The 24,913-nt window shown below is 75.0% G+C and carries 24 protein-coding genes and 1 pseudogene; 12 read left to right on the top strand and 13 right to left on the bottom strand.

Going from position 1 to position 24,913, the window contains the following annotated elements; genetic code table 11:
• Positions 1 to 67: 67 nt before the first annotated feature.
• Positions 68 to 259 (top strand): 50S ribosomal protein L28, encoded by a 192-nt coding sequence (gene rpmB, locus LQ51_RS24410; RefSeq protein ID WP_046569512.1) that lies wholly within the window; start codon positions 68 to 70, stop codon positions 257 to 259.
• Positions 260 to 664: 405 nt separating this feature from the next.
• Here the strand turns inward: rpmB and LQ51_RS24405 are convergent, their stop codons facing one another.
• Positions 665 to 1,132 carry a GNAT family N-acetyltransferase gene (locus tag LQ51_RS24405; protein ID WP_046569509.1) on the bottom strand — a complete coding sequence of 156 codons (468 nt, stop codon included), beginning with the start codon at positions 1,130 to 1,132 and terminating at the stop codon, positions 665 to 667.
• Between the two features lie 63 nt (positions 1,133 to 1,195).
• Positions 1,196 to 2,143, bottom strand: coding sequence for a thiamine-phosphate kinase (locus tag LQ51_RS24400; protein ID WP_082159622.1), 948 nt, complete (start codon positions 2,141 to 2,143; stop codon positions 1,196 to 1,198).
• 162 nt (positions 2,144 to 2,305) lie between these two features.
• Here LQ51_RS24400 and LQ51_RS24395 point away from each other — a divergent pair, with 162 nt between their 5' ends.
• Both LQ51_RS24395 and LQ51_RS24390 read left to right on the top strand, forming a co-directional pair.
• Positions 2,306 to 2,539 (top strand): Lrp/AsnC ligand binding domain-containing protein, encoded by a 234-nt coding sequence (locus tag LQ51_RS24395; RefSeq protein ID WP_013284547.1) that lies wholly within the window; start codon positions 2,306 to 2,308, stop codon positions 2,537 to 2,539.
• Positions 2,540 to 3,235, top strand: coding sequence for a DUF3515 family protein (locus LQ51_RS24390; protein ID WP_046569508.1), 696 nt, complete (start codon positions 2,540 to 2,542; stop codon positions 3,233 to 3,235).
• A gap of 197 nt (positions 3,236 to 3,432) precedes the next feature.
• On the opposite strand, the gene LQ51_RS24385 is transcribed toward LQ51_RS24390, so the two are convergent.
• The gene (locus tag LQ51_RS24385; protein ID WP_046569507.1) at positions 3,433 to 4,533 is read right to left on the bottom strand and encodes a D-alanine--D-alanine ligase family protein; all 1,101 of its coding nucleotides are present in this window, start codon (positions 4,531 to 4,533) and stop codon (positions 3,433 to 3,435) included.
• A 36-nt stretch (positions 4,534 to 4,569) separates the two neighbouring features.
• Between LQ51_RS24385 and LQ51_RS24380 the strand changes: the two genes are divergently transcribed.
• A complete protein-coding gene (locus LQ51_RS24380; protein ID WP_369799890.1) occupies positions 4,570 to 5,916 on the top strand; it encodes a tetratricopeptide repeat protein in 1,347 nt (448 codons plus the stop codon).
• Positions 5,917 to 5,953: 37 nt separating this feature from the next.
• The gene (locus tag LQ51_RS24375) at positions 5,954 to 7,195 is read left to right on the top strand and encodes an ATP-binding protein (RefSeq protein WP_046569503.1); all 1,242 of its coding nucleotides are present in this window, start codon (positions 5,954 to 5,956) and stop codon (positions 7,193 to 7,195) included.
• Between the two features lie 78 nt (positions 7,196 to 7,273).
• Here LQ51_RS24375 and LQ51_RS24370 read toward each other — a convergent pair whose 3' ends face one another.
• A complete protein-coding gene (locus LQ51_RS24370) occupies positions 7,274 to 7,501 on the bottom strand; it encodes a hypothetical protein (RefSeq protein ID WP_046569501.1) in 228 nt (75 codons plus the stop codon).
• A 275-nt stretch (positions 7,502 to 7,776) separates the two neighbouring features.
• On the opposite strand from LQ51_RS24370, the gene LQ51_RS24365 reads away from it, so the two are divergent.
• Positions 7,777 to 8,622 (top strand): helix-turn-helix domain-containing protein, encoded by an 846-nt coding sequence (locus tag LQ51_RS24365; RefSeq protein ID WP_046569500.1) that lies wholly within the window; start codon positions 7,777 to 7,779, stop codon positions 8,620 to 8,622.
• Positions 8,623 to 8,627: 5 nt separating this feature from the next.
• Positions 8,628 to 8,828 (top strand): DUF397 domain-containing protein, encoded by a 201-nt coding sequence (locus LQ51_RS24360; RefSeq protein ID WP_046569498.1) that lies wholly within the window; start codon positions 8,628 to 8,630, stop codon positions 8,826 to 8,828.
• A gap of 138 nt (positions 8,829 to 8,966) precedes the next feature.
• On the opposite strand, the gene LQ51_RS24355 is transcribed toward LQ51_RS24360, so the two are convergent.
• The 5 genes from LQ51_RS24355 to LQ51_RS24335 form a co-directional block, all read right to left on the bottom strand.
• On the bottom strand, positions 8,967 to 10,013 hold the full coding sequence (locus LQ51_RS24355; protein ID WP_046569605.1) for an ROK family protein: 1,047 nt from the start codon (positions 10,011 to 10,013) through the stop codon (positions 8,967 to 8,969).
• A 712-nt stretch (positions 10,014 to 10,725) separates the two neighbouring features.
• Entirely contained in the window at positions 10,726 to 11,514 is a 789-nt protein-coding gene (locus LQ51_RS24350) for a putative protein N(5)-glutamine methyltransferase (protein WP_046569496.1), read from the bottom strand.
• A gap of 231 nt (positions 11,515 to 11,745) precedes the next feature.
• Positions 11,746 to 12,861 (bottom strand): cystathionine gamma-lyase, encoded by a 1,116-nt coding sequence (locus LQ51_RS24345; protein ID WP_046569603.1) that lies wholly within the window; start codon positions 12,859 to 12,861, stop codon positions 11,746 to 11,748.
• Between the two features lie 7 nt (positions 12,862 to 12,868).
• Entirely contained in the window at positions 12,869 to 13,876 is a 1,008-nt protein-coding gene (locus tag LQ51_RS24340) for an NAD(P)H-dependent glycerol-3-phosphate dehydrogenase (RefSeq protein ID WP_046569494.1), read from the bottom strand.
• Positions 13,873 to 14,598, bottom strand: a complete 726-nt coding sequence (locus LQ51_RS24335; RefSeq protein ID WP_046569492.1) for a lysophospholipid acyltransferase family protein — start codon at positions 14,596 to 14,598, stop codon at positions 13,873 to 13,875. The genes LQ51_RS24340 and LQ51_RS24335 overlap by 4 nt, the downstream gene beginning before the upstream one ends.
• Positions 14,599 to 14,706: 108 nt before the next feature.
• Here LQ51_RS24335 and cofC point away from each other — a divergent pair.
• The 4 genes and pseudogenes from cofC to LQ51_RS24320 all read left to right on the top strand — a co-directional run.
• Positions 14,707 to 15,351 (top strand): annotated as a pseudogene (gene cofC / locus LQ51_RS24330) (2-phospho-L-lactate guanylyltransferase); the annotation flags it as partial.
• 18 nt (positions 15,352 to 15,369) lie between these two features.
• Positions 15,370 to 15,567, top strand: a complete 198-nt coding sequence (locus LQ51_RS34105) for a cold-shock protein (protein WP_231605864.1) — start codon at positions 15,370 to 15,372, stop codon at positions 15,565 to 15,567.
• 54 nt (positions 15,568 to 15,621) lie between these two features.
• Positions 15,622 to 17,910: an RNA degradosome polyphosphate kinase gene (locus tag LQ51_RS24325; RefSeq protein WP_046569600.1), complete on the top strand. Its 2,289-nt coding sequence runs from the start codon at positions 15,622 to 15,624 to the stop codon at positions 17,908 to 17,910.
• 39 nt (positions 17,911 to 17,949) lie between these two features.
• Positions 17,950 to 18,831 carry an NUDIX hydrolase gene (locus tag LQ51_RS24320; protein ID WP_046569490.1) on the top strand — a complete coding sequence of 294 codons (882 nt, stop codon included), beginning with the start codon at positions 17,950 to 17,952 and terminating at the stop codon, positions 18,829 to 18,831.
• 239 nt (positions 18,832 to 19,070) lie between these two features.
• Here the strand turns inward: LQ51_RS24320 and LQ51_RS24315 are convergent, their stop codons facing one another.
• From LQ51_RS24315 to leuC, 4 genes are all read right to left on the bottom strand, one after another.
• Positions 19,071 to 21,137, bottom strand: coding sequence for an endonuclease/exonuclease/phosphatase family protein (locus LQ51_RS24315; protein ID WP_046569489.1), 2,067 nt, complete (start codon positions 21,135 to 21,137; stop codon positions 19,071 to 19,073).
• A gap of 136 nt (positions 21,138 to 21,273) precedes the next feature.
• Positions 21,274 to 21,909 carry an HU family DNA-binding protein gene (locus LQ51_RS24310; protein ID WP_046569488.1) on the bottom strand — a complete coding sequence of 212 codons (636 nt, stop codon included), beginning with the start codon at positions 21,907 to 21,909 and terminating at the stop codon, positions 21,274 to 21,276.
• 160 nt (positions 21,910 to 22,069) lie between these two features.
• Complete coding sequence (gene leuD, locus LQ51_RS24305; protein ID WP_046569486.1) at positions 22,070 to 22,657, bottom strand: 3-isopropylmalate dehydratase small subunit; 588 nt, start codon at positions 22,655 to 22,657, stop codon at positions 22,070 to 22,072.
• 15 nt (positions 22,658 to 22,672) lie between these two features.
• Positions 22,673 to 24,115 (bottom strand): 3-isopropylmalate dehydratase large subunit, encoded by a 1,443-nt coding sequence (gene leuC, locus LQ51_RS24300; RefSeq protein WP_046569484.1) that lies wholly within the window; start codon positions 24,113 to 24,115, stop codon positions 22,673 to 22,675.
• Between the two features lie 49 nt (positions 24,116 to 24,164).
• Here leuC and LQ51_RS24295 point away from each other — a divergent pair, with 49 nt between their 5' ends.
• Entirely contained in the window at positions 24,165 to 24,851 is a 687-nt protein-coding gene (locus LQ51_RS24295) for an IclR family transcriptional regulator (RefSeq protein ID WP_013284529.1), read from the top strand.
• The last annotated feature ends 62 nt before the right edge of the window (positions 24,852 to 24,913 follow it).

The raw sequence follows: 24,913 nt of genomic DNA, 5'->3' as shown, positions 1-24,913 counted from the left end.
CCTGGCCAGGTTGCCCGGGCTGCGCCTGGCGGCGACCTCATGAACGTATCAATCCCAGGAGTATCCCGTGGCTAGCGTGTGCGACGTCTGTGGCAAGGGGCCGGGCTTCGGCCACAACGTGCCCTGGTCCAAGAAGAAGACCAACCGCCGCTGGAACCCGAACATCCAGTCGGTGCGTACCCCGGCTGGTGGCGGCACCACCAAGAAGCTGCAGGTCTGCACCTCGTGCATCAAGGCCGGCAAGGTCACCCGCGCCTGACGCGGTAGCCCCCGCCACCCACACTCGTCGGATGCCGGCGGCCCTTCCAGGGCCCGCCGGCTTTCGTCGTCCCCGCCACCCGGCTCACATCGACCCACCCGGCTCGCGTCGGGCCCACCCACCCCACGGATTGCGGCAAACCGGGGCCTGCGCGGGCCGGGAGACCACAACCTGCCGCATCCCGGGTGGATCACCGCCGACACGGGACGGGGATCACCGCCGATACGAGACGGCGGGGTCCGCCGACACGGGACGGGGATCACCGCCGACCCGAGACGGCGGGGTCCGCCGACTCAAGACGGCGGGGTCCGCCGACCCGAGACGGCGGGGTCCGCCGACACGGGACGGGGGGTCCGCCGGCACGGGACGGGGGGATCACCGCCCGACGGGCGGGGCGGGGCGCGGTCAGAGGGGGCGGGCGAAGGAGAGGCAGCCGGGTTCGTTCCGGTAGAAGCCGAAGTTCGGGATCGGCTCGTAGCCGGCCGCCGTGTACAGGGCGAGGGCCTCGGGCTGCCGGTCGCCGCATTCCAGGATGATCCGCTTGCGGCCCTGCTCCCGCGCCGACCGCTCGACCGCGGCCAGCACCGAACGGGCCACGCCCCGGCCGCGGGCCGCCGGCGCGGTGTACATCCGCTTCAGTTCGGCGGTCTCGCCGTCGTCGCCGTGGCTGCGCCAGCCGCCGCACCCCACCGGCCGCCCGTCGAGGTAGGCCACCAGGAAGGTGCCCGCCGGGGGCTCGAACTCCGCCGCGTCGACCGGCGTCTCGTCGCCGCTGCCGCCGTACCGCTGGCCCAGGTCGGCCAGGGCGGCCCGGATCAGCGCCTGCGACTCGGCGGCGTCGAAGCGCCGCACCTGGATCTCGATCTCGCTCACGAGTGCAGGGTACGACCGGGTCCGGCCCGGCCCGGGGCCCGCCGGCCCCAGGTCGGACGCAGATCACTCCGCCCGGCGGAAGTGGTCCCAGCCGCCCGGTCCGGAGGGGGTGACCCCGTCCACGGTCATCCCGGCGCCCTCGGCGACCCGCCCGATCGGCCGCCAGCCCGCCGGCAGGGTCGCCGTCGCCGGGAAGGTCGCCGCCAGGGCGTGGTCGTCGCCGCCGGCCAGGATCCAGGAGTACGGGTCGACGCCGAGCGCCTGCGCGGCGTCCCGCATCTGCCGGGGCACCTCGAAGGCGTCCCGGGTCAGGTCGATCGCCACCCCGCTGGCGGTGGCGACGTGTCCCAGGTCGGCCAGCAGCCCGTCCGAGACGTCGATCATGGCGGTGGCGCCGGCGCGGGCGGCCTCCGGACCGGCCGGGTAGGGCACCTCGGGGCGGCGGAACGCCTCGACCAGCAGCCGGGGCGTCCGGAACCCCCGGGACAGCACGGTGAAGCCGGCCGCCGCCCAGCCGGTCCGCCCGGCCAGCGCCACCACGTCGCCCGGGCGGGCGCCGGAACGGACCACCGGTGGCCGGCCGCCCAGGTCGCCCAGGGCGGTCACCGCGATGGTCAGGGTGGGGCTGGCGGACATGTCGCCGCCGACCACGCTCGCGCCGACCAGGGCCGCCTCGGCGGCGAGCCCGTCGGCCAGTTCCTCCGCCCAGGCGGGGTCCAGCTCGGCCGGCATGCAGAGCGCCACCAGCAGGGCGGTCGGGGTGGCACCCATGGCCGCGATGTCGGCCAGGTTGGCGGCGGCCGCCCGGTGCCCGACGTCCCGCGCGCCGGACCAGTCCCGCCGGAAATGCCGCCCCTCGACCAGCACGTCGGTGGAGGCCGCCACCCGCCCGTCCGGGGCGGCGACCACCGCGGCGTCGTCCCCGGGGCCGAGCAGGCAGCTCTCCCCGTACGTCAGCCGGGCGGTGACCCGGTCGATCAGCCCGAACTCTCCGACACCCGCGACTGTCATGCCGTCCTCTCGTCGCGCTCGCACGATCCGCAGTACCCCCACCATCACCCGGCGTGTGCTCGCTCACCGCGTCCGGACGGCGACCGATAGGGATCACGCCTGTTCCGTACGGTAGTTTCACCCTTCGGGCCGCCCCAGGCGGCGACGGACGGAGGTCGAGTCGTGGTACAGGCGTACATCCTCATCCAGACGGAGGTCGGTCGGGCGCGTGACGTGGCCGGACTGATCGCGGACCTTGCCGGCGTGGTGCGGGTCGACGCCGTCACCGGGCCGTACGACGTGGTGGTGCTCACCGAGGCGAACACCGTCGACGAGCTCGGCAAACTCATCGTCAGCAAGGTGCAGATGGTGCCCGGCATCACCCGCACCCTCACGTGTTCGGTGGTGCGCCTGTAAGTGGACGAGATCGGTAACTCCCCCACCCGCGACAGTTCCCCGGCATCCGAGGAGCCGCGCCGCGCCGCGACGCAGGAGGCGCCGCGCCGCGACCGCGCCACCCGCGGTGCCGCCCTCTGGGCCACGCTGGTCGCCGTGCCGGTCACCCTGGCGGTGGCCGGGTTCACCTTCGCCAAGCTCGCCCCGGACGAGCCGGCCGCCCCGACGGCCTCGCCGAGTGCCGTCCGCTCGCAGTCGAGCGCCCCGGTCCAGCTGCCGGCGCCGGACCTGGCCGAACGGCCCGCGACGGTCTGCCGTGCCCTGGTGTCCCAGCTTCCGCCGACGGTCCGGGACCTGAACCAGCGGCCGGTCACCGCCGGGGCCGAGCAGAACGCCGCGTACGGCGATCCGGCGCTGACCGTGGCCTGCGGCGGCACCCCGCCGGCCAAGCCCTGCCCGTCGCCCACCGCCGGCGGCGCCCTGCCCGCCGGTTGTTTCCCGAACACCGACGAGGTGTGGGGGGTCAACCGGGTCTGCTGGCATCCGATCGAGCAGGCCGACGGGACCGTGCTGACCACCGTCGACCGGGAGGTCCCGGTCCAGGTCCGGGTCCCGAAGGAGTACGGCCCGGCGTTGCAGTGGGTGGGGGCCATCTCGGACGTGATCGTGGCCACGGTGCCGTCGGCGAAGACCGCGCCCGCCGGCTGTACGGGCTGACGCCCGCCCGCCGTGACCCGGCGGGCGGTCAGCGGCCCACGCGGCGCGGCTCAGCGGCCCGCGCGGCAGCTCAGCGGCCCGCGGCGCAGCTCAGCGGCCCACCCGGCGCGGCTCAGCGGCCCGCGGCGCAGCTCAGCGGCCCACCCGGCGCGGCTCAGCCGTCGGCCCGGCGCAGCTCACCGACCCCGTGCGGCAGCTCAGCGGCCCGCGCGGCGCAGGGCGGTACGGATCAGGCGGTTCACCAGCTTCGGGTACTCCAACCCGCTCGCCGCCCACATCCGCGGGAACATCGAGGTCGGGGTGAAGCCCGGCATGGTGTTGATCTCGTTGAGGTAGACGTCCAGCTCCGGGGTGACGAAGAAGTCGACCCGGGCCAGGCCGGAGCAGTCCAGCGCGGTGAAGGCCCGGGTGGCGTACTCCTGCACCTGGCGGGTGACCCGCTCCGGCAGGTTCGCCGGCACGTCGTACTCGCAGACCTCGTCGGCGAAGATGTACTTGGCCTCGAAGTCGTACCAGTCGCGGTCGCCGATCATCCGCACCTCGGCGAGCACCGACGCCTCGGGCGCGCCGCCGGCCTCGCCCTCCAGCACGCCGCACTCGATCTCGCGGCCGACGACCGCGCCCTCGACGAGCACCTTGGTGTCGATCTCACGAGCCGTGGCCACCGCCGCGTCGAGCTGGGACCAGTCGTCGACCTTGGTGATGCCGAAGGAGGAGCCGGCGCGGGAGGGCTTGACGAAGACCGGCAGGCCGAGGCGCCGCTTGTCCTCCTCGGGCATGGTCATCCCGTTGCGCAGCACCACGTACGGGCCGACCGGGATGCCCTCGGCGGCACAGAGCTTCTTGGTGAACTCCTTGTCCATGGCGGCGGCCGAGGCGAAGACGTTCGCCCCCACGTACGGGATGTCGGCCATCTCCAGCATTCCCTGGATGGTGCCGTCCTCGCCGTACGCGCCGTGCAGCACCGGGAAGACGACGTCGACGTCGGCCAGCGCCCGGGGGCCCTGCGCCGGGTCGAGCACCAGCAGCCCACCGACCGCCGGGTCGGCGCGCAGCACCAGCTCGGCGCCGGAGCCGGCGGTGATCTCCGGCAGCTTCCGGTCGTTGATCGCGAGCTGCGTCGGGTCCGAGCTGGCCAGCACCCACTGCCCCTGTCGGGTGATGCCGACCGGCACCACCTCGAACTCGTCGGGGTCGAGGGCACCCAGCACGCTGCCCGCGCTGACGCAGGAGATGCCGTGCTCGGGGCTGCGCCCGCCGAAGACGATCGCCACGCGGGTCTTGCCTGGGGTGGTCACTGAAGGTCACCTCATCGTTCGCGACTGCGGCTGGCCGTGCTCGCCGGTGGCGCTCACCGGGTTGACCCTACTGTGCGTGGCGAACGCGGGCAGCCGATACCCGGCAGCCGCCACGGCGAAGCGCAATCGGTCAGTCGGGTATATACGGACAGTAACAGTACGACGGGATCGAGTGGCTTTCGCGTAGGCTGCCGCCCGGATCACGGGAGGTGCGGCACGAACCCGAACACCGGACAGCAGGGCCGTGAACGGGCCCGCGTCCTGCTCGAGGTCGGCCGGTGGCGGGAGGCGATCGGTCACCTCGCGGAGGTGCTGCGGTCGCACCCCGACGACGTGGCGGCGCTCTGTCTGCTGGCCCGCTGCCACGAGCTGGCCGGCGACCCGGCGCAGGCGCTGGCCACCGCCCGCCGGGCGCTAGCGGTGGCGCCCGACAACGAGTGGGCACTGCGGCTGGAGGCGCTGGCCCTGATCGGCCTGAAGCGCCGCCGGGCGGCCCTGCGCTCGGCCCGGGCCGCGGTCGCCGCCGCCCCGGGCGAGTGGCGGACACACGCCGCTCTGGTGGCGGTGCTGGTTCACCAGCCGGGCATCCGGTCCCTGGTCGCCGCCCGGCTCGCCGCGGACACGGTGCTGCGGCTCGCCCCGGAGGAACCCGACGCGCACCTGGTGGACGCGCAGGTGTGCCTGCGTACCGGCGAGTTGGCCGCGGCGCGGCGCGGCTGCGAACGGGCGTTGCAGCGGGACCCGGGCCACCAGGCGGCCCGGCACACCCTGGCGCTAGTGGAGTTGACCGGCGACCGGGTGGCCAGCGCGGCCCGCGGTTTCAGCGCCGCGCTCGCCCTGGCGCCCGACGACGGTGTCACCGGGCGGGCCCACTCGGCCGGTGCCCGGGCGCTGCTGTGGCGGCTCTTCGATGTCCTCGCGGTGGCCACCGCGCTGCACCTGGCGGTGTTCGCCGCGGCGGCCGGGCCGCTCGGGGCGGGGCGCCGTCCGCTCGGCCTGGCGGTGGCCGGGTCGATCCTGGTCGGCTTCGGCGTGCTCTGCGTCCGGTCCTGGCGCCGGCAGCCGGCGGCGGTGCGGTGGCGACTGCGCGCGGAGCGGCGGGACGCCGCAGTGGCGCTGTGGCCGGTGGCCGTGGCCGCCGCCGCGACGGCCCTGGTCCTCGGCGCCTGGCAGCCGCCCGACGGCACCGCCGCCGCCGACCTGGCCGGCGTCTGCCTGACGGCGACCGTGCTGGTCGGCGGGCTGCGCCTCGGCCGGCTGCTGGCTCGATGGGCCCTGGTCGTGGTGTCGCGCCTGGCCTACCGGGCGGCTCTCGGGCTGCACCGCGCCGGCGCCCGACTGCGCCGGCGGGCCGCGGACCCGGGGATCGGCGCCGGCGGGTGAGCGGAGTCCGCGGGGCGGGCACTACGCTGCTCGTTCTATGAGCGCCGATCCCGTCATCGACAGCCTGCTCGTCGCCCTCGACGCCCGCCCCGACGACCTGCCGCTACGGCTGCACCTGGCCGGGCTGCTGCTCGACGCCGGCCGGGGCGGGGAGGCGATCGCCCAGGCCGGGCAGGCGCTGGCCCGGGACCCGGGCAACGTCCAGGCGCAGGCGCTCATGCAGCGCGCGCTCGGCGTACCCGAGGCGCAGCCGTCGCCCCCGGCGCAGTGCCCGGCCCCGGCGGCGCCCGCCGGCGACGACCCGCTGGCGGCGTACGAGCAGGAGCTGGCCGACGTGGTGCCGCCGCGCTTCGCCCGGGCCGGCGACGAGCCGGAGCCGGTCCAGGGCGACAGCGACCGGGTGTACGACGTGGAGTCCCCGCCGGTGCGGCTGGCCGACGTGGGCGGCATGGCGGCGGTGAAGGAGCGCCTGGAGCTGGCCTTCCTGGGCCCGCTGCGCAACCCCGAACTGCGCCGGATGTACGGCAAGAGCCTGCGCGGCGGGCTGATGCTCTACGGCCCGCCCGGCTGCGGCAAGACCTTCCTGGCCCGGGCGGTGGCCGGCGAGATGGGGGCGAAGTTCGTCTCGCTGTCGATCGTGGACGTGCTGGACATGTGGATCGGCAACTCGGAACGGAACCTGCACGAACTCTTCGAGGCGGCCCGGCGCAGCGCGCCCTGCGTGCTCTTCCTGGACGAGATCGACGCGCTGGGGCACAAGCGCTCGCAGGTTTCGTCGAGTTCGATGCGGACCCTGGGCAACCAGTTGCTGGCCGAGCTGGACGGCATGGAGGGCGACAACGAGGGCGTCTTCGTGCTGGCCGCGACGAACACGCCGTGGGACGTCGACCCGGCGCTGCGCCGGCCGGGGCGGCTCGACCGGGTGGTGCTGGTGTTGCCGCCGGACGCCGAGGCCCGCGCCGCGATCCTCGAGTACCACCTGCGGGAGCGGCCGATCGCCAACATCGACCTGCGCCGGCTGGTCGCCGCGACGGAGGACTACTCCGGCGCCGACCTGGCCCACCTCTGCGAGACGGCGGCCGAGTTCGCGATGGCCGACTCGGTACGCACCGGCACGGTCCGGATGATCGAGCAGCGGGACCTGGAGCGGGCGCTGTCCGAGGTCCGCCCGTCGACCCGTCCGTGGCTGTCGACCGCCCGCAACGTGGCGATGTTCGCCAACGAGGGCGGCGTCTACGACGATCTGGTCGCCTACCTGAAGCGGCGCAAGCTGCTGTAGGGCCGGGCGGCCGGTGGCGGGACCTGCCACCGGCCGCCCGGTTCCGCCACCGGGTACCGGGTCCGGCGGCGGGCGGGTTCAGTCCAGTTGTCCCAGCCGTGGGCGGCGTCCCACGGCGATCACCTTCACGCGCTGCCGGCCCGCCCGGACCATGCCCAGCGCCATGAACGCGCCGGCGATCCGTTCCGCCGCCTCCCGGCTGCTCGCGCCGACCACCTGACGGCGGCGCTCGGGGCTGGTCCGCTCGTTGCGGCCCATCCCTTCCAGGGGCCGGACGTCGGTGAGGACCACGAGGAAGCGGGTCATCGCCGTCCACCCCCGCCCGCCGGGCGCCGTCCGGTCGCCGTCATGCGCTTCCCTCTCCGTCTGCTGGCCGGTGCGGGGGCACGCGGCGATCGGGTCGTGGGGGAGAAAAACCCGATCACCGCGCGCCCCATCCCCTCCGGTCACCCACCACCACCGTCGCCACGACAACCGGCGGTGAGGACTCCGTCACAGATTGACAGTTGGACACCCGTGAATGCAACTCTCATCGACGTTCTCTCATGCCATTTTTCCCGTTGATGTGCGACCATCGATGCATGGCGCCGAAGACCGCCCGGGCCCGACGGCTCGGCATCGCCCTGCGTACCCACCGGGAAGCCGCCGGGCTGACCCTCGAGGCCGCAGCCGACGAGATCAACAGCACCCGCAGCACGCTGTCCCGGTACGAGAACGCGCAGACCCTGATCAGCCCGGCCACCGTGCGCGCCCTGCTCACCCTGTACGGGGTCGGCACCGACGAGATCGCCGCGGCGGTGCAGTTGGCCAAGGACGCCCGCAAGCCCGGCTGGTGGGTCTCCTACTCGTACCTGCTGGACCGGCGGACGATCGACTTCATCGCGCTGGAGGCCGAGGCCACCGGCATCGCCAACTTCGAGCCCTCGGTGGTGCCCGGCCTGCTCCAGACCGCCGACTACATCCGCGGCGTGATGCGCGGCGGCCCGCACACCCTCACCGACGAGCAGGTCGAACAGCGGGTGCACCTGCGGTTGGACCGGCAGCAGCGGCTCACCAGCGACGAACCGCCCATCTTCGACGCCATCATCGACGAGGGCGCGCTGCTGCGCCCGGTCGGCAACCGGTCGGTGATGGAGGCCCAGCTGCGGCACCTGCTCAAGGTGGGTGAGCTGCCCAACATCACCGTCCAGGTCATCCCGCTCGCGGCGGGCTACCACCGGGGGACGCGCGGGTCACTGCACATCCTCGAGTTCGCCGACCCGGAGGACCCGATGATCGCGTCGGTGGAGACGGTCGCCGGGCAGATGGTCCTGGACCGGCCGGGCGACCTGCGTACCTGCACCAAGATCATGGAGCACCTGCGGACCGTGGCGCTCAGCCCGGCAGCCAGCCGGGACCAGCTCCTCCGCCTGCTGAACGAGAGGTAGAACCTATGAACGGCACGAACGGCCACCGCCCGAGGGTCAGCCACTGGCGCAAGAGCAGCCACAGCGGCGACGAGGGGGCGTGCGTCGAGATGTCCCGGCTGCCGCGGGTGGTGGCGGTCCGCGACTCCAAGGACCCGGCCGGACCGGTGCTGGTCTTCCCCCCGGCCGCCTGGGCGGCCTTCACCGCCGCCCCACCGCGCCGCTGACCCCGGCCGCGATCCGGGGGCGCCGAGGCGGGCGACCCGGCGGGCCAGGCAGGCACCCGGCGGGCCAGGCGGACGACCCGGCCGGCCAGGCGGGCGACCCGACCCGTCGGGCCTGCGTGCGGTGCCGGTTCGGCCGGCTCAGCGTGCGACCAGCGGCCCGCCGCCGACCCGGATCGCCTCCAGGGCGGCGATCGCCGCTCCCCGGGCACCGGCCATGTCCCGCTCCGGCACCAGGGCGAAGGTGGCCACCGCAGCCTGCTCTTCCCGGAGCACGGTGTGCTCCCGGACCGCGGCCAGGAACCAGTCGCGGAACTCCGGCGCCGCCTCCACCACGCCGCCACCGACGAAGTACGCGTGCGGGTCGGTGAAGTTGGCCGCGATGGTGAACAGCCGCCCCAGGGCCATGGCCTGCTGGGCGAAGACCTGCCGGGCCAGCGCGTCGCCCCGCTCGCCGTAGCCGCGGACCAGCTTCGCTGCCCGGCTGGGCTCCTCCGCCGCCAGGGGATGCCCCGGGTACCGCGCCAACCAGTACGGCAGCAGGTTGCGCTCGATCCCGGTCAGTGAGGCGACGCTCTCCGCGTCCCCGGTGAAGCCACAGGCGCAGACCGGGGACTGTTGGCCGGGCGCGAGCAACCCGTCGAGCGGGATGTGCACATGCCCGAACTCCCCCGCCATCCCGGCCGCCCCACCGACCACCCGGCCAGCCTCGACCACACCGCCGCCCAGACCGGTACCGACGATGGCGGCTACCGACGAGCGGCTCATCGCGTCCGCGCCGAAGTGGACGTGGTGGGCGTAGAGCGCCGCCGCGTTGCCGTCGTTGGCGTAGCTCACCGGCAGGCCGAGCCGGCGCTCCAGCGCGCCACGGACGTCGTAGCCGCGCCAGGCCGGCTGCGAGAAATTGGTCGAGCCGCGCGAGGAGATGACCCCGGTGGCACTGGCCGGCCCGGGCGTGTCCAGCCCGACGGCGCGGACCAGCTCGCGCGGCACGCCGGTCAGCGCCAGGACCCCGTCGAACGCCCGCGCGAGCGCCTCGATGGCCGCCTCCGGGCCGGCCCGGACCTCGCTCGGGATCTCCACCAGCCCGTCGACCAGGAACCGGCCGTCCATGGTCAGGACGGTGGCGTTGTTGCTGTTGCCGCCGTTGTCCAGGCCCACCACAACCGGCACACCCGCACCGCCCACGGCCACCCCCTCCCGCCGAGCCTGACCTGAGGCTAGTTCGGTGGACACCGGCCCGCCATGCTTCGCAGCCCACCCGCCACCCGCCACCGGCCACCGGCCCTCACCCGACGATCTCCGCCCTCGCCCGGTGGCCGCCCCCTCGCCCAGCGACCTCAGCCCTCGCCCAGCGCCCGGTGGCCGGTGGCCCGGAGGCCCGGGGCCCGGAGGCCCGGGGCCCGGAGGCCCGGGGCCCGGGGACCCGGTGGCCCGGAGGCCCGGGGGCCCGGGGGCCCGGGGCCCGGGGGCCCGGGGGCTACGTCTGTGCTGCCCGCATGTCCCGGCCCCGGCGGGTCGTGGCCGGGAAGACACCTCACAGATGAGCGATATGCCGCTGCGGCATAAAGATGCCGCAGCGGCATATCGCTGATGAGGGACTCATCCGTCGGTGGGCGACGCCGAGGCGCGGCGCGGACCAAGCGCGGTGCGGACCAGGCGCGGGCGAGGCGCGCCGCAGACCAGGCGCGACCAGGCGCGGCGCGGACCAGGCGCGGGCGAGGCGCGGCGCGGACCAGGCGCGGGCGAGGCGCGCCGCGGACCAGGCGTGGGCGAGGCGCGGCGCGGACCTGGCGAGCCACAGACCAGCGCTGGCGAGGCGCGGCGCGGACCAGGCGAGCCACAGATTAGGCGCGGGCGAGGCCAGCCACGGACCAGGCGCGGCCGGGGCGGGGCGGGCTCAGCCTGGGCGGCGGGCGGTGACCGCGGTCGCCTCCCGGTCGTCGTCCCGTACCACCGTCGGGACCAGGCCGACGCCGGCCAGCGCGTCGCAGAGCGCCGCCACCTGCCGGGCGCTGGCCTCCACGATCAGGTGCCCGCCGGGGACCAGCCACTCGGCCGCGCCGGCCGCCACCCGGCGCAGCACCGCCAGCCCGTCGGCCCCGCCGTCCAGCGCCACCGGCGCCTCGTGCAGCCGGGCCTCGGGCGGGAGCAGCGCGACCGCGGCGGTGGGCACGTACGGGGCGTTCGCCACCACCAGGTCGAGCCGGCCCCGCCACCGAGCCGGCAGCGGCGCGAACAGGTCGCCCTGGTAGACGGGCACGCCCAGCGGGTCGAGGTTCCGCCGGGCGCAGGCCACCGCGGCCGGCTCGATGTCGGCGGCGGCCAGCCACCGCGGGGCGAGCCGGCCGTGCAGCACCAGCGCGACGGCGCCGGACCCGCAGCAGAGGTCGAGCACGGCCGGGGCCGGCCCGGCCACCGCCACGGCGGCGTCGACCAGCAGGGCGGTACGTCCCCGGGGGACGAAGACGCCGGGGGTGACGGCGACCCGGAGGCCGCAGAACTCGGCCCAGCCGAGCAGGTGTTCGAGGGGCCGGCCGGCGACCCGGCTGTCCACCATGTCGCTGAGGGCCGTGGCCGAGCCGCCGGCGGCGGCGATCAGCAGCTCCGCCTCGTCTTCGGCGTAGACGCAGCCGGCGGCGCGCAGCCGCTGGACGAGGGCGGGACGGTCGAGGGAGGGCGTTGCCATCGGATTGCCTTTCGGAAGCGCTGGTCGGCGCTCCCGAGCGTCGCCTACTCCCGCGGCGACGCGGACTCGGAGGGAGCGCCGGTCCTGGTCTGGTGGATCGGTCTCACCTCCTCCGGTCGGGGGCCCGCGCGGGCCGCGGCACGCCCGTCACCTTAGCGGAGCCGGTGCCGCCCACCCCGGGCAACCCGGCACGACCCACCACCGCCACCCCGGGCAACCCGGCGCCCGGCGTCAGGCCGCGCTGGCGTCCAGGGCGGCGGTCATGTCGGCCACCAGGTCGGCCGGATCCTCGATGCCGCAGGAGAGCCGGACGAAGCCGGGCGTGGTGTCGTCGCCCCACTGGGCCCGCCGGTCCGCGCTGGTGTGCAGCCCGCCGAACGAGGTGGCGGCGGCGACCAGGCGGGACGCGTCGAGGAACCGGGCCACCCGGTCCGGGTCGCCCAGGTCGAATCCGAGCACCCCGGGCAGCCGGCGCATCTGCGCCGCGGCGACCGGGTACGAAGGGTCGTCGGGCAGCCCCGGCCAGCGCACCCCGGTGACGTCGGGCCGGCCGGCGAGCAGCCGGGCGACCGCCTCGGCGTTGGCGGTCTGCCGGGCCAGCCGCAGGTCCACGGTGGCCAGCGAGCGGTGCGCCAGCCAGCAGTCGAACGCACCGGGCACCCCACCGGTCATGGTCCGCCACGAGGTGACCGGATCGAGCAGCCCGGCGGCGCGGGTCGCCACGTAGCCGAGCAGCAGGTCGGAGTGGCCGGTGAGGGCCTTGGTGCCGGAGGCGACCACCGCGTCCGCGCCGAGGTCCAGCGGACGTTGCCCCAGTGGGGTGGCGGTGGTGTTGTCCACCGCGACGAGCGCCCCGGCGGCGTGCGCCGCGGCGGCCAGCGCCGGCACGTCGGCCACGTCCAGGCCGGGGTTCGACGGGGTCTCCAGCAGCACCAGCCGGACCCCGTCGAACGACGGGTACGGCCCGGCGGTCGGCACGAAGGTGACGTGTACCCCGAAGCCCTTCAGGGTCTCGGTGGCGAAGGCGCGCACCGGGTAGTAGCCGTCGGCGGGGAGCAGCACGGTGTCGCCGGGGCGCAGCACCGCCAGCAGCAACGCCGTGATGGCCGCCTGCCCGCTGGCGAAGACCCGGCAGTCGCCGCCCTCCAACTCCCCGATGGCCGCCTCGAGCAGCCGCCGGGTCGGGTTGTCCGGCCGGCCGTACCCGTTGGGGGCGGCCCCCGGCCCCTGCCGCGGGTCGAGGTGGTAGGGCGCGGCGAACACCGGCCCTGGCAGGAAGGGCTGCCCGGGTTGCGCCGGTGGCAGCCCGGCGTGTGCGCTACGGGTGCCGTCACCCCACTGGCTCATCGCCACCTCACTCGTACGACTCGGGCTTCGCGGTCCGGCTCATCAGGGCGTCCACGGCCAGCCGCGGGTCCATCCCCTCATGGCAGATCCGCTCGATCTGTTCGGTAATGGGCATCTCCACCCCGTGCGCCCGGGCCAGGTCCCGGATCGCCAGGCAGCTCTTCACGCCCTCGGCGGTCTGCCGGGTGGCCGTCTGGGCCTGCTCCAGGCTCTCCCCGCGGCCCAGGTGCTCGCCGAAGGTGCGGTTGCGGGCCAGCGGGGAGGAGCAGGAGGCGACCAGGTCGCCCATGCCGGCCAGGCCGGCGAAGGTGATCGGGTCGGCGCCGAGCGCCACGCCGAGCCGGGCGGTCTCGGCCAGGCCCCGGGTCATCAGCATGGCCCGGGTGTTGTCGCCGAAGCCCATCGCCGTGGCGATGCCGTACGCCAGCGCGATCACGTTCTTCACCGCGCCGCCCAGTTCGCAGCCGATCACGTCGTCGTTGGTGTACGGGCGGAAGTACGGGGTGCGGATCGAGGTCTGCACCAGCGCGGTGCGGCGGCTGTCGGTGCCGGCCACCACGGTCGCGGCCGGCTGCTCGGCGGCGATCTCGGGGGCCAGGTTGGGGCCGGAGACCACCACCACCCGGTCGGCGGGCACCCCGGCAGTCTCCATGATCACCTGGCTCATCCGTTTGGTGGTGCCCAGCTCGATGCCCTTCATCAGAGAGACCAGCGTGGCGTCGGCGGCCAGGTACGGGGTCCAGTCGGCGAGGTTGCCGCGCAGCGTCTGCGACGGGACGGAGAGCACCACCACCTCGGCCCCGGCGATCGCCTCCTCGGCGTCCCCGGTCGCGGTGACCCGGTCCGGCAGCCGAACGTCCGGCAGGTAGTCCGGGTTGTGGCGCCCGGTCCGGATCGCCTCGGCCACCGAGGGGCGGCGGGCCAGGATCGTCACGTCCCGGCCGGCGTCGGCCAGGATCTTGGCGAACGCGGTACCCCACGAGCCGGCCCCGAGCACGGCCACGTGGCCGCTCACTCGGTCACCCCGGGCGTACGGGTGCGGGCCGGGCGCGCCCAGAGCGGCGGTGGCGTGCCGCCACGGATCTCGGCGACCATGTCCCGCAACCGCAGCATGATCGTGTCGGTCATCTCCTCCAGCACGGCCCGGGACGGCGGGGTCCCCGCCCAGCGGCTCAGGTCCACCGGCGGCCCGGCGACCACCGTCACCGGCGTACGCGGGCGCAGCCCGAACCGGGCGGTCCGCGGGTCGAACATCCGCTCCGGCCCCACCATCACGACGGGGATGACCGGCGCGCCGGTGGCCAGGGCCAGCCGGGCGGCCCCGGTCTTGCCCTTCATCGGCCACAGGTCCGGTTCGCGGGTGGTCGTCCCCTCCGGGTAGATCACCACGGCGCCGCCCTCGTGCAGCGCGGCGATCAGCTTGTCCAGCGACTTGACCGCCTCGACGCTGCCGCGCTCCACCGGGATCTGCCGGCACCGGTGCAGGATCCAGCCGATCACCGGGACCTTGAACACGCTGGCCTTGCCGAGGAACTGCGGCCAGCGCCCGGAGTCGTAGATGAAGTGCGCGGCGACCAGCGGGTCGGCGTGCGAGATGTGGTTGGGCACGATGATGATCCCGCCGTCCCCGCCGAGGTGTTCCATGCCCCGCCAGGTGCGCCGCGTCCAGACCGTCAACACCGGCTTGACCAGCACCACGGCTAACCGTGGCCAGAACCCCACCTTCCGCCGCGCCACCTGCGTCTCCTCCCCATGCCCCGAGCCGCGCACCCACGCCCGCGACGGAAATCATGCCTGCTCGCCCTCGGTCCGGCCAGTGAGGGGTCCCGTGACCCGGCTGGCAGGATGGTCGGCGTGCCTGAGCCGAGCTGGACCGTGGTGGTGCCGGTGAAGCATCTCGGGGCGGCGAAGAGCCGTCTGCGGGGCGCGCTGCCCGGCGTACCCCACGAGGAGCTGGCGCTGGCCCTGGCGGCCGACACGGTCCGCGCGGTGCGGGCCTGCCCGGCGGTGGCCGAGGTCCTGGTGGTCACCGCGGACCCCCGGGTGGCCGCGGCGGTCGGCGCGGCCGGCGCGCGGGTCGTGCCGGATCCGGCGGCCGGGCTGAACGCGGCGTTCCGGCACGGCGCGGCGGCCGCCGGCCCGCACGCCGCGGTCGCCGGCCTCACCGCCGACCTGCCGGCGCTGCGCCCGGCGGAGCTGGCCGCGGCGCTGCGGGCCGTGACCACCGGCCCGCCGGGGGTACGCGGGTTCGTGGCGGACACCCCGGGCAGCGGCACCGTGCTGCTCGCCGCGCCGGCCGGGGTGCCGCTGGATCCCCGCTTCGGGGTCGGCTCGGCGGCGGCGCACGCGGCCAGCGGGGCCCGACCGCTCTCCGGCGACTGGCCCACCCTGCGCCGCGACGTGGACACCGCCGCCGACCTGGCCGCGGCGGCCCGGCTCGGTCCGGGTCCGCGCACCGCCGCGCTGCTCGCCGCCACCCCGGCCGGCCGGCTCGGGTACGGTGCTGGCATGCAGGGCACGGTGGCCACCTACGACCCGTCCACCCGCAGCGGCGTGCTGCTCCTCGACGACGGCACCGAGCTGCCCTTCCCGGCCCGTGCGTTCGACGCCTCCGGGCTGCGGCTGCTCCGGCTCGGCCAGCGGGTCCGCATCGAGCGGGACGCCGCCGGCGAGGTCGTCCGGGTGACCTTGCCGACGATGGCCTGAACAACCTGCCCGGAGTTCATTTTCCGTTCACCCTCGGCGGGGAATCATGGGGTGGTGAGCACCCCTCGCGAGCACGCCGACAGCCCGCCGCCCGCCCTCGAGCCGACCGCGCCCCGCAACGGCGCCCGATCCCGCAGCGCCGACGGCCGCTTCCAGGGGCTCCGTCCGCCCGAGGAGAGCGTCTCCGGCGAGCCGGGCGCCCCCGCCTCGGCCGGCTTGGAGGAGGCACTGGACCCGGTCGAGGGGCCGGGCCCGGACGCCGGCCCGCCGGCCGCGTCGCCGCTGCCGGAGGACCGGTTCCTCAACCGGGAGCTGTCCTGGCTCGACTTCAACGCCCGGGTGCTGGCGCTCGCCGAGGACCCGCGCACGCCGCTGCTGGAGCGGGCGAAGTTCCTGGCCATCTTCGCCAGCAACCTGGACGAGTTCTACATGGTCCGGGTGGCCGGGCTGAAGCGCCGCCTCTCCGCCGGGCTGCCGGTCCGCGGCGGCGACCGGATGCCGCTGCGCACCCAGCTGGAGCTGATCGCGGAGAAGAGCGCCGACCTGGTCGCCCGGCACGCCGCCTGCTTCGTCGACGACGTGCTGCCCAAGCTGGCCGCCGAGGACATCCGGATCCTGCGCTGGAGCGACCTGGACGACGCCGAGCGGGAGCGGCTGCGCACCTGGTTCCGGGAGCACATCTTCCCGGTGCTCACCCCGCTCGCGGTGGATCCGGCGCACCCGTTCCCGTACATCTCCGGCCGGTCGCTGAACCTGGCCGTCTCGGTGCGCGACCCGGACGGCGGCTCGGAGCTGTTCGCCCGGGTGAAGGTGCCGAACAACGTGCCCCGGTTCGTCCGGGTGGCCCGCGATCAGCCGGGGGTGCGGTTCCTGCCCGTCGAGGACCTCATCTCGGTGCACCTCGGGCAGCTCTTCTCCGGCATGCAGGTGGTGGAGTGCCACCTGTTCCGGGTCACCCGCAACGCCGAGGTCGAGGTGGACGAGGACCGCGACGAGGACCTGCTCCAGGCCCTGGAGCGGGAGCTGGCCCGGCGCCGGTTCGGCCCGCCGGTCCGGCTGGAGGTGGCCGCCTCCATCTCCGACCACGTGCTGGAGCTGCTGGTCCGCGAGCTCGACATGGACAGCCAGGACGTGCTGCGGGTACGCGGCCTGCTCGACCTGTCGGCGCTGTGGCAGGTGTACGGCGAGGCGGACCGGCCCGACCTCAAGGACCCGCCGTTCGTGCCGGCCACCCATCCCCGGCTGGCCGAGGGGGAGGTGCCGCGCAGCGTCTTCGCCACCCTGCGCGACGGGGACGTGCTGGTGCACCACCCGTACCACTCGTTCGCGACCAGCGTGCAGCGCTTCGTCGAGCAGGCCGCCGCCGACCCGAACGTGCTGGCCATCAAGCAGACCCTCTACCGCACCAGCGGCGACTCCCCCATCGTGGACGCGCTGGTCGACGCGGCCGCCGCCGGCAAGCAGGTGGTGGTGCTGGTGGAGCTGAAGGCGCGCTTCGACGAGGTGGCCAACATCGGCTGGGCCCGCACCCTGGAACGCGCCGGCTGCCACGTGGTGTACGGGCTGGTGGGGCTCAAGACGCACTGCAAGACCGCGCTGGTGGTCCGGCAGGAGGGCAACCAGATCCGCCGCTACTGCCACATCGGCACCGGCAACTACCACCCGAAGACGGCCCGGCTCTACGAGGACTTCGGCATGCTCACCGCCGACCCGGAGATCGGCGCCGACCTGACCGACCTGTTCAACGTGCTCACCGGCTACAGCCGGCAGACCGCGTACCGGCGGTTGCTGGTGGCCCCGCAGGGCATCCGCAGCGGCCTGATCGAACGGATCGAGCGGGAGATCGAGCAGGTCCGGCTCGGCATGCCGGGGCTGGTGCAGTTCAAGGTGAACGCGCTCGTCGACGAGGAGATCACCGACGCGCTCTACCGGGCGTCCCGGGCCGGCGTCCACGTCGACCTGCTGATCCGGGGCATGTGCACGCTGCGGCCCGGGGTGCCGGGGCTGTCGGAGAACATCCGGGTGCGCTCGATCCTCGGCCGGTTCCTGGAGCACTCCCGGGTCTTCCGGTTCGGCAACGACGGCGACGCCGAGTTCTGGATGGGTTCGGCGGACCTGATGCACCGCAACCTGGATCGCCGGGTGGAGGCGCTGGTGCAGGTCAGCGACCCGGTGGCCCGGGCCGAGCTGGACCAGGTGCTGACCGCCGCGTTCAGCCCGGACGTGGACGCCTTCGAGCTGGCCGGCGACGGCACCTGGCAGCGGCGTACCGGGACCGACGAGGCGCCCCTGGCCGACCTGCAGGAGTTGCTGCTGCACCGGGTCGGCGGGCGGGCCGGCTGAGCGGCCCCGGTGCGCGCCGGGCGGGCTTACGGTGAGCGGATGACGCAGGACGAGCCGGTACGGATCCGGGCGGCGGGCGGGGTCGTCTGGCGCCCCGGCGCGGCCGGCGTCGACATCTGCCTCGTGCACCGCCCCCGGTACGGCGACTGGTCGCTGCCGAAGGGCAAGCTGGACGCGGGCGAGCACCCGCTGCGGGCCGCCGTCCGGGAGGTCGCCGAGGAAGCCGACGTACGGGCGGTGCCGCAGCTGCGCCTGCCCACGGTCCGCTACCGCAGCGAAGGGCGGGCCAAGGCGGTCGACTACTGGTCGATGCGGGCCGCGGCCGACGGCGGCTTCCAGCCGGACACCGAGGTGGACGACGTCCGTTGGCTGCCCGTCGACGACGCGATACGCCTGGTCAGCTACCCGCACGACACCGAGGTGATCGCCGCGTTCGCGGCGCTGCCGCCGGTGACCAACACCGTCCTGCTGGTCCGGCACGCGCACGCCGGCCGGCGCGGCACCTGGACCGGCCCGGATCACGGCCGGCCGCTGGACGCCGAAGGCTGGGCGCAGGCGCAGGCACTGGCCGGCCTGGTGGCCCTGGTCCGCCCGGTACGCCTGCTCTCCGTCTCGGCCCGCCGCTGCGTGCAGACCCTCGACCCGGCCGCCGCCCTGCTGGACCTGCCGATCGAGGTGAGCGGCGACCTGGACGAGCCGGGGCCGGGCCAGTCACCGGACGAGTGCGCGCTGGCCGGGGCGGCCCGGCTCACCGCCCTGGCCGTCGCCGGCGACCCGGTGGCGGTATGCAGCCAGGGCAAGGTGATCCCGGGCATGCTGGAACGGCTGACCGGGCGGGCCGACGACTTCACCACCCCGAAGGGCGGCGGCTGGCTGCTCGCCTTCACCGGCGACCGCCTCGCCGGCGCCGACCGGCTCTGAGCGGGACCCGCCGCACCACCGTGTCGGCGACCCGGACGGGCAGCCGGCCCTGGTGCCGGCCCACCTCGGTGTCGTCGAAGCCCACGGAGCCCACCGGCGCCGACGGCCGGGCGGCACCAACGGTCAGGCGGCAGCGGCGGCCGGGCGGCACCGACGGCCGGGCGGCACCGACGGCCTCAGGGCGGGCGGCACGCGCCGGTCCCCCCGGGCGGGAGGTCCACCTCCGGCAGCGCGGCCGGTCAGGGCAGCGTCAGGGTCACCGCGACCGGAAGGTGGTCGCTGGCCGTGGTGCGCGGCGCCGCCACCGCGCCGGCGGTGAAGCCGGGGGTGACGAAGACGTGGTCGATCTGCCCGCGCGGATCGTCGGCCGGGCTGGTCGGCAGCGGGCGGGCCGCGGCAAGGGCGTCCACCAGGCCGGCCGCCGTGAACGCGGCGAACGCCGGCTCGCCCGGCTCGGTGTTCAGGTCGCCGGCGAGCACCAGCGGGCGGCCGGCCGCGTAGCCGCTGGCGAAGGCGGCCACCTCGCGGGCCTGGGCCACCGGCCCCTGCCCGGGCGGCGGTTGCAGGTGGGTGGCGACCACCGCCAGTTCCCGGCCGCCCAGGTCGAGGGTGACGCCGAGGGCCTGCGCCCCGGTCGGCGCGCCGTGCGCGGGCAGCGGGTGACTGCGGCCGGATCGCACCGGGAAGCGGCTCAACACCGCGTCGCCCCACAGCGGATCGGCGGCGGGCGCGAACACGTACGGCATCCGCAGCCGGTTGGCCAGCAGGGCGAGCGTGTCGTGGCCGCCGTTGAGCAGCCAGCCGCGGTCCACCTCGCTCAGCAGCACCACGTCCGGGCGGTTGTCCCGGGCCACCCGGGCCACCTCGTCGAGGTCGAGCCGCCCGTCCAGCCCGAACCCCATCCGGATGTTGTACGCGACGACCCGTACCGCCGGCGGTGGAGTCGCGGGCGGCTGCGGGGCCGGCGCCGGCCGGTGGAGGCCGCCCCCGACGGCGGTCAGCAGCATCGCCACGATGGCCGTCCCCACCGGTGCCGATGGCCGCGCCGCCGGGCTCGGGACGGGCGGCGGTGCGGCCACCGCCACGGCGGCGACCGCGAGCGCCGCCAGCACCGGCACCCAACCGTTCGGGTACCCGAGGTCGTAGGCGGCGTAGTAGCCCACGGCGCCGACCGCGAAGCCCAGCATCCCGCCTACCACGGCGAACCCGCGCCGCCCACCCCGCGCCGCAGCCACGGTCGGTGCCAGCGCAGCCGTTGTGGGCACCGTCGTTGCCGACACGGCCGACGCTGACGCCGCCGAGGCCAACGCTGTCGGTGCCGGTGCTCGGCCGTCGGCCGGGCCGGTGGTCGAGGGTTCCGGTGCGGTGCCGTTCCCGGGACCGGACGGCGCTGGTCCGCCGTCGGCGACGGTGTCGACGAGGGCGAGGCAGCCGCCGAGGCCGGCCGCGGTGAGCAGGACCGCCGCGGCGAGCCAGTCGGGGCGGTCGGTGGCGAAGAGCCCGGCGCCGGCCACCAGCGCCGCCGGCCAGAGCAGGCGGGCCACCGGCCGGGGCGGACGGACGACCACCGCCAGCAGGAACAGCCCGATCGCCAGCTCCGGCAGCGGCGCGAGCCGGGCGGGGGGCAGGCCGAGCCCGGCCAGCTCCGCCGATCCGTGCCGGTAGGAGACCGCCGCGCTCCAGACCGCCGGCGCCAACGCCACCTGACCGGCCAGCAACAGCACCGGACCGAGCAACGGCCAGGCCAGCCGCCCGGCTGACCCGGCCGACCCGGACCGGCTGCCGCCGCCACCGGTCGACCAGAGGGCTCCCTGCGCGGCGAGGAAGGCGCCGACCAGCAGCACGCTCACCGTCCACCCGAGCGGGCCCCCGCGCCAGACCAGGTCCTCGGTGCCGAGCAGGGCGTGGCCGACCGCCGCTCCACCCAGGCCGAACGCCAGGCCCGGCACCGGCCGGACGGCCGTCGCGGCGGTGGCGGCGAGCCAGACCAGGCCGGCGAGCAGGCCCGCACAGGCCAGCCAGAGCTGGAGCCGGCCGCCCGGGGCGGCGGTCAGGGCGAGTCGGGTGGCGGCCAGTACGCCGGCGGCGGCCAGGCCCACCGGGCGGGAGCCGAGCCGGCGGACCAGGACGGGCGCGGCGAGGGCGAGCACGAACCAGCCCAGGGCGAAGGCACCCAGGAGTTCGGCGGGGGTCGCGGCGGCCTGGCCGAAGATGGTGATGATCGACGGCAGCCACACCCGCAGCACATCCAGCAGGACGGCGACGCCCAGGGCCAGCGCGGCGGTGGGGAGATGACGGTGGCGCACGGGCGCCCTTCTGCTCATGACCGGCGGGGGTGTTCGGCACGAGGATTGTGTCCGCCGCCCGGCACACCGGTCAACGCCCGGCGTACACGCGAAAGGGCGCCCGCCGTGAACGGCGGGCGCCCTCAGGCCGGTGCGGTCAGCGCCGGGTGGCGGCCTTCTTGGCCGGCGCCTTCTTCGCGGGCGCCTTCTTCGCGGCGGTGGTCTTCTTCGCGGTGGTGCTCTTGGCGGCCGCCGTCTTCTTGGCGGGCGCCCTCTTGGCGGCGGTGGTCTTCTTCGCCGTGGTGCTCTTGGCGGCCGCGGTCTTCTTGGCCGGGGCCGCCTTCTTGGTCGCGGTGGTCTTCTTCGCCGTGGTGCTCTTGGCGGCCGCGGTCTTCTTGGCGGCGCCGGCCGCGGTGGTCTTCTTCGCGGCGGTCGCCTTGGCACCGGTCGCCTTCGCGCCGGTGGTCTTGGCCGCGGCCGTGGTGGTCTTCTTGGCGGCGGCCGTGGCCTTCGGCACCTTGCCGCTGGCCACCATCTCCTTGAAGCCCGCGCCCGGGCGGAACGTCGGGACGGAGGTCTTCTTGACCTTCACCGCCTCGCCGGTCCGTGGGTTGCGCGCTGTTCGAGCGCCCCGGACGCGCTTTTCGAACGCTCCGAAACCGGTGATCGCCACCTTGTCGCCCTTGGTGACCGCCGCCTGGACCTCGGCGAGGACCGCGTCGAGCGCGGCCGTCGCCGTCTTCCGGTCCCCCAGGCGAACGGCGAGCGCCTCGATGAGCTCGGCCTTGTTCACGACTTCCTCCCGAATGTGCAACTGACTCGACGCGAGCCATTCTGCGCGCACGGTATGCCCTGTGCTGCCTGGACACAAACATTCGGTGGAAAAAAGCCCTTGTGTCGTAACGGATTCGCCCCCACCGGCCCGGCCGGTGGGGGCGAAAAGCCATCTGCGGTCAGGCTACCGACGGCAGGAACGGCGGTCGGGACGCCTCGAAGGCACTGATCTGGGCCTCGTGCCGGAGGGTGAGTCCAATGTCATCCAAGCCCTCCATCAGCCGCCAGCGGCTGTGGTCGTCCAGCGGGAAGGCCCAGGTGCCGTCCCCGGCGTGGACCTCCCGGGCGGTGAGGTCGACCGTGATCGGAGTGGTCGGCTCGGATTCCACCAGATCCCAGAGTTCCTCCACGGCTTTCAATTCCAGCTCGACCGGAAGCAGACCTTCCTTGAGCGCGTTGCCGCGGAAGATGTCGCCGAAGCGCGGGGCGATCACGGCGCGGAAGCCCCAGTCCCGCAACGCCCAGACGGCATGCTCCCGAGAGGAGCCGGTACCGAACTCGGGGCCGGCGATGAGAATCGACGATCCCGAATAAGCGGGATCGTTGAGGACGAATGACGAGTCCTCCCGCCACGCGTTGAACAGCCCGTCGGCAAAACCGGTCCGGGTCACCCGCTTGAGGTACACGGCGGGGATGATCTGGTCGGTATCCACGTTGGACCGGCGCAGCGGCACGGCGGTGCCGGTGTGGGTGGTGAACTTGTCCATCTCTCGGCAGCCCTTCTACAGGTCGGCGGGGGCGGCCAGCCGGCCGACCACGGCGGTGGCGGCGGCGACCGGCGGGGACACCAGGTGGGTACGCCCGCCCCGGCCCTGGCGGCCCTCGAAGTTGCGGTTGGAGGTCGAGGCCGAGCGCTCGCCCGGCTTCAGGGTGTCGGGGTTCATGCCCAGACACATGGAGCAGCCGGCGAAGCGCCACTCGGCGCCGGCGTCGGCGAAGACCTTGTCCAGCCCTTCGGCCTCGGCCGCCTCGCGCACCGCGGCGGAGCCGGGCACCACCAGCATGCGTACGCCGTCGGCGACCTGGTGCCCGCGCAGCACCTCGGCCGCGGCGCGCAGGTCCTCCAGCCGCCCGTTGGTGCAGGAGCCGACGAAGACCACGTCGACGGCGACGTCGCGCAGCGGGGTACCGGGCGTGAGGTCCATGTACTCCAGGGCACGGCGGGCGGCGAGCCGCTCCGGCTCGGTGAGGAACTCCTCCGGGTCCGGCACGGCCGCGCCCAGCGGCGCGCCCTGGCCGGGGTTGGTGCCCCAGGTCACGAACGGGGTGATCCGCCCCGCGTCCAGGGTCACCTCGGTGTCGAAGCTGGCCCCCTCGTCGGTGGGCAGCGTCCGCCAGTACTCCAGCGCCGCGTCCCAGTCGGCGCCCCGCGGGGCGTTCGGCCGCCCCTTCAGGTACGCGAACGTGGTCTCGTCCGGCGCGATCATGCCGGCCTTGGCGCCCCACTCGATGGACATGTTGGCGATGGTCATCCGCCCCTCCATGGAGAGGTTGCGGATGGTCTCGCCCCGGTACTCCACGATGTGGCCGCGCCCGCCGCCGGTGCCGACCTGCGCGATCAGCGCGAGGACCAGGTCCTTGGCGGTGACGCCGGGGCCGAGCTGGCCGGTGACGTTGACCGCCATGGTCTTCGGGCGGGCCTGCGGCAGGGTCTGGGTGGCCAGCACGTGCTCCACCTCGCTGGTGCCGATGCCGAAGGCGAGCGCGCCGAAGGCGCCGTGGGTGGCGGTGTGCGAGTCGCCGCAGACGATCGTCATGCCGGGCTGGGTGAGGCCCAGCTGCGGCCCGATGACGTGCACGATGCCCTGGTTCTCGTCGCCCAGCGGGTGCAGCCGTACGCCGAACTCGGCGCAGTTGCGGCGCAGCGTCTCGATCTGGGTACGCGAGGTCGGGTCCGCGATGGTGAGCAGGTCGCCACGGCGGGAACGGAAGGCCGGGTCGTCGTACCCGGTCGGGGTGTTGTGGTCCTCGGTCGCGACCGTCAGGTCGGTCCGGCGGACCCGGCGGCCGGCCAGGCGCAGCCCGTCGAAGGCCTGCGGGCTGGTCACCTCGTGGAGCAGGTGCAGGTCGATGAAGAGCAGGTCCGGCTCGCCGTCGACGGAGCGGACCACGTGTGCGTCCCAGACCTTCTCGGCCAGGGTCCTCGGTTGAGTGACTCCCACCATCTGGACATCCTAAATTCTGGGAGGTAAATTTCGGCTTGTGGGACACAGTATGAGCGGTGTCGGCGTTCTCGACAAGGCGGTGGTCATCCTGGCCGCCTGTGTCGACGGCGCCAGCCTGGCCGAACTCGTTGAACGCACCAAGCTGCCCCGGGCAACGGCGCACCGGCTGGCACAGGCACTGGAGATCCACCGAATGCTGGTACGCGACACCCAGGGACGCTGGCGGCCGGGCCCCCGGCTCGGCGAACTGGCCAACGCCGCGCCGGACGTGCTGCTGACAGCGGCCGAGCCACTGCTCGCCGCGCTGCGCGACGCCACCGGGGAAAGCGCCCAGCTCTACCTACGCCGCGCGGACGAACGGATCTGCGTGGCCGCCGCCGAGCGGGCCAGCGGCCTGCGGGACACCGTCCCGGTCGGCTCGGTGCTGCCCATGACGGCCGGCTCCGCGGCACAGATCCTGCTCGCCTGGGAGCCACCGGAGGCGGTCATGCCGCTGCTGCCACGCTCGAAGTTCACCGGACGCACCCTGGCCGAGGTACGCCGCCGCGGCTGGGCGCAGAGCGTCGCCGAGCGGGAGGCCGGTGTGGCCAGCGTCTCCGCCCCGATCCGCGACCGTACCGGCCGGGTCATCGCCGCGATCAGCATCTCCGGCCCGATCGAACGCCTCGGCCGCCGCCCCGGTGAACGGCACGCCATGGCCGTCGTCCGCGCCGGCCAACGCCTCTCCGGCCTCTGACCCCTGCCCTGCCCTGCCCTGCCCTGCCCCGCCCCGCCCTGCCCCGCCCCGCCCCGCCCCGC

The sequence above is a fragment of the Micromonospora sp. HK10 genome, from assembly GCF_000982955.1.
Classification (GTDB): Bacteria; Actinomycetota; Actinomycetes; order Mycobacteriales; family Micromonosporaceae; genus Micromonospora.
The sequence above is the reverse complement of the archived record's forward strand: the minus strand, read 5'-3'. Positions and strand labels throughout refer to the sequence as shown.